The organism is Comamonas sp. B-9, from assembly GCF_000410635.1.
In the GTDB taxonomy this organism is placed as follows: domain Bacteria; phylum Pseudomonadota; class Gammaproteobacteria; order Burkholderiales; family Burkholderiaceae_C; genus Comamonas.
This window is the reverse complement of record NZ_KE148671.1, coordinates 42076-53382: the sequence shown is the minus strand read 5'-3', so window position 1 is coordinate 53382 and position 11307 is coordinate 42076. Positions and strand designations below refer to the sequence as shown.

Here is an 11307-nt window from a genome sequence, read left to right as displayed (position 1 = left end):
CGGCGGCGCAATGTTCACCGGCGCCTGCACACCCGGCGGCAAGCCGGGTGCGCCCGGCCGCTCGGCAAACAGCGCGGTGGCCAGCTGCGCGAGCAGCTCGGTGGAGATGGGCGCGCCCGATGGCTCGGGCAGGCCGGATACGGCGGAAACCATGGCGGCTCCTTTGCTCACTTGTAGGTATCGGGGTAGTCGTGGTACTTGTTGATCTCCACGTCATCGAGCACAGCCAATGCATCGGGCGTGTGCACCGCCAGCGAGCAGTACAGCGAGATCAGGTACGAGGCAATCGCATGGTTGTTGATGCCCATGAAGCGCACCGACAGACCCGGGCCCTGCTCGCCGGGCAGGCCGGGCTGGAACAGGCCAACGACGCCCTGGCGCTTGTCACCCACGCGCAGCAGCAGGATCTTGGATTTGCCGTCCGCCACCGGCACCTTGTCCGAGGGGATCAGCGGCACACCGCGCCAGGTGATGAACTGCGAGCCAAACAGGCTGACGGTGGGCGGTGGCGTGCCGCGGCGCGTGGCCTCGCGGCCAAAGGCGGCAATGGTGAGCGGGTGGGCCAGGAAAAACGCCGGCTCCTTCCAGACCTTGGTCAGCAGCTCGTCGAGGTCATCGGGTGTGGGCGCACCCGTCAGCGGGAAGATGCGCTGGTCTTCCGCTACCTGGGCCAGCAGGCCGTAGTCGGGGTTGTTGATCAGCTCGCTTTCCTGGTTTTCCTTGATGGTCTCGATGGTCAGGCGCAACTGCTCCTTGATCTGGTCATGCGGGCTGCTGTAGAGGTCGGAGACGCGGGTGTGCACATCCAGCACGGTGCTGACGGCGTTGAGGAAGAACTCGCGCGGCTGCGCGTCGTACTCGACAAAGGTGCGCGGCAACTGGTTCTCATGGGTCTTGGCGGTGCAGGCCACCCGGATGTCCTCGGGGTTCTTGACCTGGTTGAGTCGGTAAATACCCGCCTCGACCGGCACCCACTGCAGCAGGTGCGTCAGCCAGCGCGGGCTGATGGTGGAAAGCTGGGGAACGGTCTTGGTGGCGTTGGCTAACTGCCGTGCAGCACTGTCGCCCAATGCGGTCGTGCCGCCTACATTCGCTGTCATATTTCTCTCCGGTTGCGCGTGTGAATGAACAGGAAAATCATCGCTGGCGGGCGCTGGGGCCTCAACCGGCTATCGCCGCCAAGCGCCGCATATGCTGGGCCCGCACCAGGTAGTGCTGGTGCAGCTCCTCGCCGCGCAGCACCAGGGTGGACTGCGGCACCTGCAGCGCCTGGGCCAGCTTGCCGATGGTGGCCAGCGACACCGCTACCTGTCCCCGCTCGACCTCACCGACATAGGAGCGGTTCAGATCGGCCTGCGCGGCCAGCTGCTCCTGCGACCAGCCCATGGCCTCGCGCGAGCGGCGCACGGCCAGGCCGAAATGGTGGGAAAAATCATTCATAGCGCGGCCTCCTCGGCGGGCAAGACGGGTTCGCTCCGGGAGCGCTGCGCAGGGTTCTGTGCAGCGGCCTGCAGCGAGGCCTGGGTCACATGCGCGCCGGCGGCCACGCTCTGGGTCAGCCAGACATTGCCGCCAATGACGGCGCCAGCGCCCAAGGTGACGCGGCCCAGAATGGTCGCGCCCGCATAGATCACCACGCCGTCCTCGACGATCGGGTGGCGCGGCTGGCCCTTTTGCAGATGGCCTTGTTCGGTCTGCACAAAGCGCTTGGCGCCCAGGGTGACGGCCTGGTAGATGCGCACCTTGCGGCCGATCACCGCCGTCTCGCCCACCACCACGCCGGTGCCATGGTCGATGAAAAAGCCCTCGCCGATCTGCGCGCCGGGGTGGATGTCGATGCCCGTCTCGCTGTGCGCGAGCTCGGCCACGATGCGGGCGAGCAGCGGCAGCTGCAGTGCATAGAGCTGGTGCGCAATGCGGTGGTGGATCAGCGCCAGCACGCCGGGGTAGCACAGCAGCACCTCGTCAACGGTGCGGGCAGCCGGGTCGCCCTCGTAGGCGGCCTGCACATCGCTGTCGAGCAGACGGCGAATGCCGGGCAAGGCGAGCGCAAACTGGCGCGTCAGCCCCTGGGCCTGCTCCTCGGTGCCTGCGGGGCTGCGCTGGGTGTAGCGCAGCTCCAGCGCAATCTGGGTCTGCAGCCGGTGCAAGGCGGCATCGAGCGTATGGGCGACATAAAAGTCCTCGCTCTCCTGCAGCAAATCGTGCGGGCCCAGCCGCATCGGGAACAGCACGCCTTTGAGAAGACCCAGGGTCTGCGCCAGCGCATCGCGCGAGGGAAACTCGCGCCCGCCGGGCTCCTGGCTGCGCTGGTGGGACTCGCGCCACTGGCGGCGCTGCTCGGCCAACTGTGCGGCCACTTCTTGGATGGGAAAAGGGGTGGTCATGGGGTGCTTTCGTAGGGGATCAACGCGCGCTCATGGAGAGGGTCAGGGCTTCAGTCCTGCACCCAGGGCAGTTGGTGGAAGCGCCAGCCATCGCCATGGCCGCGCTGCTGCAGCGCATCGAGCTCGCCTTCAAAGCCCTCTTGCACGTTGAAGACATGGCGAAAGCCCGCCGCCTCGGCGGCCTGGGCTGCCAGCACCGAGCGTTTGCCGCTGCGGCACAGCAGCAGCGCCACGGCGTCCTTGCCGCCGTGGGCGGCCAGGCGCGCTTCGAGCTCGCGTACAAAGCGCGGGTTGCGGGTCAGCGCCGTGCCCGTCGCCCAGGGGACATGGATGCTGCCGGGCACATGGCCGACAAAATGGCGCTCCTCGGCCGAGCGCACATCGACCAGCACCGCCAGCTGCTGCTGCACCAGTTGCCAGGCCGCCACCGGCGGCACGCTGCCGGCATAGCCCAGGGACTGCTCGTTCGCCGTTTTCCAGGCTGCCTCCAGCACATCGGGCAGGCTGATATCGGTTGTCGTCATAAAACGCCTCTAAGGTCAAATGGATGGGGATAGCCACCAATTTAGGCCTCTGGACGCCGTTGGAACAGGAATAAAAATGCGCTTGTACATGCGTTTTTCACATATACGAGGCCAGCCACCTGCGGCCTGCGCCTATAGATCTATTCACTGAATAAGGCTATATTGAAATCAGAGCCTCGCAGTGGACTGCAGCCCTTCAGCCCCGGCCCGCTGCGCAGTTCTGCGGTCGCAGTGCAACAGGCCAAGCGCTGCGGTCCTTCCTCAAAACAGGGCTGCAATGCCCGCTGTTGGCACCCTGCACGGTGCTGGCAACCGGCAATGACAGCCTCCTACAGGAGACAAAGATGGCTGTCATTACCCATTCCCATGATCTGCATTCGCCCGCCCAGGCCGGGAGCCCCCACCGGCGCCATGTCAGCGCCAAACGGGTCTGCCTGGGCCTCGTGCTGCTGTGTGTGGCCATCGCCGCGCTGGCCCTGCCGCTGGTGCGCGACGGGCTGCAGCTGATCCAGACCCAGCTGCACTGGCCCGCGCTGTCTGGCTGGCTCGCCCAGGCGCCCATGGCCAGCTGGCTGATGATGTTTGTCTGGGGGGCGCTGGTGCCGCTGTCCTTGATCGCAATGCTGCGCTACCACCGCAATGCGCTGGGGGTCGTCGTCGCGCTGGCCTTTGCCGCCGTGGCCGTCATCTGGTATGTACACATGCCCGCCCAATCGGGGTGCGCTGCGCAGTACAAGGACAGCATCTGGTGCTCGGTCATCGCCTGGGGCTACAGCCTGAGCCTGGGTATCAGCAACGCCGTCTACCTGTTTGCACTGGTGATGGCCTTGCTCGGCGGCATCAGCGTGGCCGCGATTCCTGAGGACGATGAAGAAGACTCTGGGCCGCAAGCGGCCCAGTGACGGTGTTCAGCGCTGAGGCATGTCGGCGTCGGTGTAGCACAGGCTCACCGTCGCATCCCCCGGGATCGGCGGCATGCTGGCATTCCAAGCCTCCCAGGCGGCCACCATAGCCTGCAGGCGCTCCGGTAACACGGTCGCCAGGTTGGCGCGCTCGCGCTCATCGGCGCGCAGGTTGAACAAATAGTCCACGCCGTCGACCCGCAGGTATTTCCAGTCGCCATCGCGCATCGCGCGCTGGCCCCGGTGGTTCATGCGCCAGAACAGCGGCTGATCCTGGTGCCAGGCCGCATCCTGCAGCAGCGGCAGCAGCGATTGTCCGTCCCAGGGGTAGTCGGCAGCGGCCTGCGCACCGCCAATCTCCAGCATCGTGGCGCTCCAGTCCATGGTCATGCAGGTCTGGCGGCTCTCGCCCGCAGGGGCGATGACGCGTGGCCAATGGGCCACCCAGGGCACACGGATGCCGCCCTCGGTCAGGTCCATCTTGCCGCCCACCAGCGGCCAGTTGTCCGAGAAGCGCTCGCCGCCGTTGTCGCTGGTGAACACGATCAGGGTGTCGTCTGCCAGCCCATGTGCCTTGAGGCGCTCCACCAGGCGGCCAATGCCTTCGTCCATGTGGTGGATCATGCGCTGGTAGCTCTCGACATTGCCGCCATGCAGGTGGTAGATGGCCTGCTTGTTCTCGGCCAGCTCGCGCGACAGCGCCTCGTCGTCCCGGGTTTCCCAGGGCCAGTGCGGCGCGGTGTAGTGCACGCTCAAAAAGAAGGGGGTGTCCTGCTGCGCGCCAGCTGCCATGCGGTCGATATAGTCCACCGCATAGTCGCTGATCAGGTCGGTCAGGTAGCCGGGCTGCGCACGCTCGGCCTCGCCAAACCAGAGGTCATGCTGGCCGTTGGCACCACAGTGGCTGAAGTAATCCACCCCGCCCGACATGGGCCCGAAGAACTCCTCGTAGCCGGATTGGAGCGGGCTGAAATGCGGCGGGTAGCCCAGGTGCCACTTGCCCATCAAGGCGGTGCGGTAGCCTGCTTCTCGCAGCAGCGATGGCAACGTGGGGTGGCTGGGCGGCAGGCCCAGGTCCGGGTTGCCGCGCGTGGCGGTGCGGATCGGCTCTTCAGCCGCGCCGCGCAGGCGGTACTGGTAGCGCGCCGTCATCAGCGCAAAGCGTGTGGGCGAGCAGACCGGCGAGTTGGAATAGCCTTGCGTGAGCTTGAGGCCCCCGGCGGCCAGCGCATCGATGTGCGGCGACACGGCCCCAAAGCTGGCATGGCGGCCGCCATAGCAGCCCAGATCGGCGTAGCCCAGGTCATCGGCCACGATAAAGATGATGTTCGGTCGTTTCAACACGGGGTCTCGCTCACAGTCATGGCAGGCCGGCACCCGGTCGGTGCGCGGCCTGCGTCTGGTATCTCAAAGGGCAGCAGATCAGGGCTTGTAGCCCGAGGCCTGGATCACCGGCGCCCACTGCTTTTTGTAGGCCTGCAGTGCCTTGGCGGTCTGCTCGGCGCTGCTGGCCACCGGGTCCAGGTAGTTGGTCGCAAACTGCTTGTGCACCTCCGGGTCCTGCATCAGCTTCTGGATGGCCGCGGCATAGCGCTGCACCTGGGCGGCAGGCATGGACTTGGGCGCGAAAAAGGTGTTCCAGCCAGCGGCAGACAGGTTCACACCGGCCTCCTTCAGGGTCGGCACATCGGGCACGGCCGCGTTGCGGGCATCGCCACTGACGGCCAGCAGGCGCAGCTTGCCCGCCTGGTGCTGCTGCACCAGCGTGTCGAGCGTATCAACGGCAACCGGCACCTGGCCGCCCATCAGATCGGTGAGCAGCGGGGCCGAGCCCTTGTAGCCCACCGCCTCGGCCTCGACGCCGGCTTGCTGTCCCAGCATCAGCGCAAAGAAGTGCGGCAGGCTGCCGGTGGCAGGCACGCCGATATTGGCCTTGGCCGGATTGGCCTTGAGCCAGGCGAGCAGGTGCTGCATTTCCTTGACCGGCACGGCGCTGGACACAGCGACGCCAAACACATAGCGGTTGACTTCGCTGACCGGCACAAAGTCCTGCTCGGCGTCATAGCCCAGGTTGTTCACCACCAGCGGCGCCACCACCATGACGGCGGGGTTGGCCAGCATCAGCACCGGCTGGTTGGCGGGCGCGTTCTTCACAAACTGCGCGGCCACGCGGCCGCCAGCGCCCACCTTGTTGTCCACGATCACCGTACTGCCCAGGCTGGCCTGCAGCTTGTCGGCCACGATGCGCGCGACACGGTCGGTCGCGCCGCCGGGCGGGTAGCCGACGATGATGCGCAGCACGCCGTCCTGGGCCTGCGCGGGCAAGGCCCACAGCGACGAGGTGGTGGCCAGCACCGAGGCAGCCATGGCTGCGGACTGGCCGAGAAAATGACGACGTTGAACCATGGGGAGAGTCTCCGATGCTTATGAACAGGGGCCGCATGGGCGGCCGATGCCCTCTATGGTGCCGCGTTTGATCTAGCCTAAAGGCATAAGCTTTTTCAGCCTCCGCACAAGCGCCAGCGCAGCATGCCTGCACTGTAGAAAACCAGGGCACAATTGTTCTAATCAACCATCGCCCGGATTTACCCGCAGTGCCGCCCAGCCCCCTTGCCGATCCGCAGCAGCCCAGCGACCTGCTGCTCTACCGCCTGGCCAAGCTCACCGCGTCGGCGGGCCGGCTGGTCACGCGGCTGTGCGAGCGCCACTACGGCATCACCCGGCGCGAATGGGGCGTGCTGATGTGGCTGGCGCGCCAGCCCGGTCTGCAGCCCTCGCAACTGGCCGATCTGCTCGAACTCGACCGGGCCCGCATCTCACGCGCCATCGCCTCGATGCAGGCCAAGGGCCTGCTGCACAAATCCACCGAGACAGGCAACCGGCGCCGCGCCGCGCTGCAGCTGAGCCCTGCCGGCCAGCGCCTGCATGATGCGCTGCTGCCCCAGGTGCGGCGCATCAACACCGACCTGGTGGCCGCGCTCGACGCCGATGCGCTGCAGCAGCTGGACCAGAGCCTGCACAGCCTGCAGCAGCAGGCCAACCGGGCCGCGCAGGACGGGGCCAGCGATGCCGCCTTTCCGCCGCGCCAATCCGGCCACCGCCAGAACCACCTGGGCTGAGCCGCCGCAGGAGCGCAATCTGCGCGAACTTTGATCCATACCCTACCCGGGCAAACCGGCATCGCTGCCCAGGCATCGGCAACTGCGCGACAATCCTTGCCCATGAGCACGACATTTGCACCGCTGAGCAACGACACCTTCTTGCGCGCCTGCCGCCGCCAGGCCACCGACTACACCCCGCTGTGGCTGATGCGCCAGGCCGGCCGCTACCTGCCCGAGTACAAGGCAACGCGCGCACGCGCCGGCAGCTTCATGGGGCTGGCCACGAATGTGGACTACGCCACCGAGGTGACCTTGCAGCCGCTCGAGCGCTTTGCGCTCGATGCCGCCATCCTCTTCAGCGACATCCTGACGGTGCCCGATGCCATGGGCCTGGGCCTGTCGTTTGCCGAAGGCGAAGGACCGCGCTTTGCCCAGGTGGTGCGCGACGAGGCCGCCGTGCAGGCGCTGGCGGTACCGGATATGGACAAGCTGCGCTATGTGTTCGATGCGGTGACCAGCATCCGCCGTGCGCTGAATGGCCGGGTGCCGCTGATCGGTTTTTCCGGCAGCCCCTGGACCCTCGCCTGCTACATGGTCGAGGGCAAGGGCAGCGATGACTACCGCCAGGTCAAGTCGCTGATGTACAGCCGCCCCGACTTGATGCACCGCATTTTGGAGGTGAATGCCGACAGCGTGGCCGCCTACCTCAACGCCCAGATCGATGCCGGCGCGCAAGCCGTGATGATTTTTGACAGCTGGGGCGGTGTGCTGGCCGATGGCGCCTTCCAGCAGTTCAGCCTGGCCTACACCAGGCGCGTGCTCAGCCAGCTCAAGCGCCACGGCGCCGATGGCAGCGATGTGCCCCGCATCGTGTTCACCAAGGGCGGCGGCATCTGGCTGCCCGAGATGCGCGATCTGGACTGCGAGGTGCTGGGCCTCGATTGGACCGCCCACCTCGGCAAAGCCCGTGCCATTGTCGGCGGCGAAGCCGGTGGCCCGGGCAAGGCGCTGCAAGGCAATATCGACCCCAATGTGCTGTTTGCACCGCCCGAGCGCATTGCCGAGCAGGTGCGCCATGTGCTCGAGAGCTTTGGCGCGCCCCATACCGACACCAGCCGCCCCGGCCCCACGCATATCTTCAACCTGGGCCATGGCATCAGCCAGTTCACGCCGCCCGAGCATGTGGCCGCGCTGGTCGAAGCGGTGCACAGCCAGTCGCGTGCGATGCGCGCTTGATGGCGGCGGCTGAGCGCTGCTATATCGCCCAAGCAAAAGCCCTGCCGTTTTAAATGGCAGGGCTTTGTTGATGGGGCAGAGAGCGTCGCTTCTCAGCCCTGCGGCGGCCGGTTCGCAATGGTCTGCAGCAGGTGCTCGGTGCACTGGACCATGCTGGCATGTTGCTGCGCCTCCTCCGAGGGGCACAGCGCCGCTTCGGCATCCGGCCCCCCGGGCACGGAGACCCAGTGCAGGCGCGCGCCCAGGCTGGCAGCGGCCTGCAGCAGGCTGGCGCTGCGGGCAATCACCGCGACCTTGCCCGCTTCCATGTTGAAGCGGTCCAGGATCTGGCGCAGCAGCGCGGCCTGGGCGTCCAGGCAGTCGCAGTGGTCATCGGGCGGATGGGGGCAGAAGAACACCGCATCGACCTTGGCGCCGACGGTGGCCAGCTCCTTGTACATCTGGCGGTGGTAGTCATTGAGTGCGGCGCAGTCGTAGAGGCCCCGGCCCAGACCGGGCTGGTTGGCCACCAGCACCACATGCCAGCCAGACAGGTTCAGCCGGGCGATGCTGATAGCGGCATCGGGCATGGTCTGCCAGTCCTGGTGACCGGTCAGCTGGCCCAGCACCGGCTGGCCGACAATACCGTCACGCTCGAGAATCGCAAGTTTCATCACAGGCTCCCTCCGAAGACAGGCTGCGGCACGCGGCCCTGGCGGGCGGCAGCCATGCACAATGGCTGCGCGCCCATCCAGCTTATCAGGCAGCGACCAGGCGCGACAGATCGGCGATACGGTTCATCGCCTCATGCAGGGTCGCCAGCAGGCCCAGGCGGTTGGCCTTGAGCGCCGGGTCTTCGGCATTGACCATCACATGCTCGAAGAAGGCATCGACGGGCGTGCGCAAGGCCGCCAGGGTCTGCAGGCTGGCGGTGTAATCGCCTTCGGCAAACTGGGCATCGGCCTTGGGCGCGACGGTCTGCAGCGCGGCAAACAGGTCCTTCTCGGCCTGCTCTTGCAACAGGGCTTCGTCCACGCGGGCGCGCACCGGGCCATCGGCCTTCTTCAGGATATTGCCCACGCGCTTGTTGGCAGCGGCCAGTGCGGGTGCCTCGGGCAGCGCGGCAAAGGCACGCACCGCTTCGAGGCGCTTTTGCACATCGGCCAGGCGCTGGGGGCGGTAGGCCAGCACGGCTTCCACTTCCTGGGCACCAAAGCCTTGCTCACGCAGGCTGCCGGCCAGGCGGTCATAGATGAAGTCGGCCAGCGCGGCGCTGGCGTCTTCGATCTTGTCGCCAAAGGCGGGCAAGGTGCTGACCAGCAGGGTGTCCAGGTCCAGCGGCAGGTCCTTTTCGACCAGCATGCGGATGACGCCCAGCGCATGGCGGCGCAGCGCAAACGGGTCGCGGTCGCCGGTGGGCAGGTTGCCAATGCCGAACATGCCGACCAGGGTTTCAAGCTTGTCGGCCAGTGCGACGATCACGCCGACTTCGCCCCGGGGCAGCACATCGCCGGCAAAGCGCGGCTTGTAGTGGTCTTCGATGGCGTCGGCCACTGCCGTGTCGAGCTGGTCGTTGAGCGCGTAGTAGCGGCCCATCGTGCCCTGCAGTTCAGGGAACTCGCCCACCATGTCGGTGATCAGGTCGGTCTTGGCCAGCTGCGCGGCCTGGTCCACCTGCTTGCCCAGCTGGGTGGCACCCAGCTGCTGCGCAATGCTCTTGGCGATGGCGCGCACGCGCTGCACGCGTTCACCCTGGGTGCCCAGCTTGTTGTGGTAGACCACCTTGTCCAGCGCTTCGACGCGCGAGGCCAGCGTCTTCTTGCGGTCCTGGTCAAAGAAGAACTTGGCATCGGCCAGGCGCGGGCGCACCACGCGCTCGTTGCCGCCGGTCACGGCCGATGCGTCAGCGGGGCTGATGTTGCTGACCACCAGGAACTGGTTGGTCAGTGCGCCATCGGCAGCGAGCAGCGGGAAGTACTTCTGGTTGGCCTTCATCGTCAGGATCAGGCACTCCTGCGGCACACCCAGGAATTCCTTCTCGAACGCGCAGACCAGCACATGCGGGCGTTCGACCAGGGCGGTCACTTCGTCCAGCAGTGCTTCGTCGTCGATCGGCTTGACGCCGCCGCCCACGCGCTCGGCCGCAGCCTGCAGCTGGCGCACGATCTCGGCCTTGCGCTCGTCAAAGCTGGCAATCACCGCGCCCTGCTCGGCCAGGGTCTTGGCATAGCTGTCGGCATCGGCAATCGCCAGCGGATCGACCAGCGCTTCAAAGCGGTGGCCATGGGTGGTGTTGCCGGCCTTGAGGCCCAGCGCTTCGATCGACAGCAGCACCTCGGTGCCGTGCAAGGCCACCAAGCCGTGCGCCGGGCGCACAAACTGCACGCTGCTCCAGCCGGGCAATTCGCAGTTGCCTTCGAGCTGGTAGGTCATGACTTTGGGGATAGGCAGCTTGGCGATGCTTTCGGTCAGCGCCTTTTGCAGGCCTTCGGCCAGGCTGACGCCAGCGGCCGTGCTGTCGTAGAACAGCGCTTCGGCCTTGCCATCCTGAGCACGCTTGAGTTGCGGCACCACCGAGGCATCCGCGCCCAGCGCGGCCAGCTTCTTGAGCAGGGCCGGCGTGGGCTGGCCATCGGCCGACAGGCCGACTGCCACCGGCATCAGCTTTTGCGACACCTGCTTGTCAGCGGCGCGCGGCAGCACGTCGGTGATCAGCGCGGCCAGGCGGCGCGGCGAGGCATAGGCCGTCAGCTGCGAGCCGTCACCGGCCAGGCCCTGCGCGCGCAATTGCTGCAGCAGCACCTGGGCAAAGGCATCGCCCAGCTTTTTGAGCGCCTTGGGAGGCAGCTCTTCAACAAACAGTTCAACCAGAAGATTGGGAGAGGAAGTCATCAGGATTTCCGGGTATGGCGCAGCGCGAAGATGGACAGGCCCAGGGTCAGCAGCGGGAACCATACGTTGTAGAGTTCACTGACCAGGACCTGCACACCGCGCTGCGAGAAAAAGCGGTCTGCAGCAATGGGCGAGACGGCAATCGGTCGCCAAGGGCTGAAAAAACGTTCGGAGCTCAAAGGCCACAGCAGGGCAATGCCGCTGCCGCCGCTGGTCATCATGTCCAGCAAGGGGTGCGACAGAGTGCAGAAAAACACCCAGGCAAAGCCGGCCAGGCGCGGCACTT

The 11307-nt window shown here is 66.4% G+C and carries 12 protein-coding genes; 3 read left to right on the top strand and 9 right to left on the bottom strand.

The window, feature by feature from the left end:
- Positions 1-167 precede the first annotated feature (167 nt).
- From H928_RS0124020 to H928_RS0124005, 4 genes are all read right to left on the bottom strand, one after another.
- Complete coding sequence (locus H928_RS0124020; RefSeq protein WP_021028781.1) at positions 168-1100, bottom strand: family 2A encapsulin nanocompartment shell protein; 933 nt, start codon at positions 1098-1100, stop codon at positions 168-170.
- A 61-nt stretch (positions 1101-1161) separates the two neighbouring features.
- A complete protein-coding gene (locus H928_RS0124015; protein WP_021028780.1) occupies positions 1162-1440 on the bottom strand; it encodes a helix-turn-helix domain-containing protein in 279 nt (92 codons plus the stop codon).
- Positions 1437-2387 (bottom strand): serine O-acetyltransferase EpsC, encoded by a 951-nt coding sequence (gene epsC / locus H928_RS29665; protein WP_021028779.1) that lies wholly within the window; start codon positions 2385-2387, stop codon positions 1437-1439. Before epsC ends, H928_RS0124015 begins: the two co-directional genes overlap by 4 nt.
- Positions 2388-2437: 50 nt before the next feature.
- On the bottom strand, positions 2438-2911 hold the full coding sequence (locus tag H928_RS0124005; protein ID WP_021028778.1) for a rhodanese-like domain-containing protein: 474 nt from the start codon (positions 2909-2911) through the stop codon (positions 2438-2440).
- Positions 2912-3255: 344 nt separating this feature from the next.
- Here H928_RS0124005 and H928_RS29660 point away from each other — a divergent pair, with 344 nt between their 5' ends.
- Positions 3256-3813: a hypothetical protein gene (locus H928_RS29660; RefSeq protein ID WP_148293288.1), complete on the top strand. Its 558-nt coding sequence runs from the start codon at positions 3256-3258 to the stop codon at positions 3811-3813.
- Between the two features lie 6 nt (positions 3814-3819).
- Here H928_RS29660 and H928_RS0123995 read toward each other — a convergent pair whose 3' ends face one another.
- On the bottom strand, positions 3820-5157 hold the full coding sequence (locus H928_RS0123995; RefSeq protein ID WP_148293287.1) for a sulfatase: 1338 nt from the start codon (positions 5155-5157) through the stop codon (positions 3820-3822).
- Between the two features lie 78 nt (positions 5158-5235).
- Positions 5236-6219: a Bug family tripartite tricarboxylate transporter substrate binding protein gene (locus H928_RS0123990; RefSeq protein WP_027011344.1), complete on the bottom strand. Its 984-nt coding sequence runs from the start codon at positions 6217-6219 to the stop codon at positions 5236-5238.
- Positions 6220-6407: 188 nt separating this feature from the next.
- On the opposite strand from H928_RS0123990, the gene H928_RS0123985 reads away from it, so the two are divergent.
- Entirely contained in the window at positions 6408-6932 is a 525-nt protein-coding gene (locus H928_RS0123985; protein ID WP_021028774.1) for a MarR family winged helix-turn-helix transcriptional regulator, read from the top strand.
- A gap of 102 nt (positions 6933-7034) precedes the next feature.
- The gene (gene hemE / locus H928_RS0123980) at positions 7035-8150 is read left to right on the top strand and encodes a uroporphyrinogen decarboxylase (RefSeq protein WP_021028773.1); all 1116 of its coding nucleotides are present in this window, start codon (positions 7035-7037) and stop codon (positions 8148-8150) included.
- Between the two features lie 92 nt (positions 8151-8242).
- Here the strand turns inward: hemE and H928_RS29655 are convergent, their stop codons facing one another.
- The 3 genes from H928_RS29655 to H928_RS33900 form a co-directional block, all read right to left on the bottom strand.
- Positions 8243-8803: a histidinol phosphate phosphatase gene (locus H928_RS29655; protein ID WP_021028772.1), complete on the bottom strand. Its 561-nt coding sequence runs from the start codon at positions 8801-8803 to the stop codon at positions 8243-8245.
- 85 nt (positions 8804-8888) lie between these two features.
- Entirely contained in the window at positions 8889-11021 is a 2133-nt protein-coding gene (gene glyS / locus H928_RS0123970) for a glycine--tRNA ligase subunit beta (protein WP_021028771.1), read from the bottom strand.
- On the bottom strand, positions 11021-11307 hold a 287-nt coding region (locus H928_RS33900; RefSeq protein ID WP_239645071.1), incomplete at its 5' end, for a metal-dependent hydrolase. The genes glyS and H928_RS33900, both read right to left, overlap by 1 nt.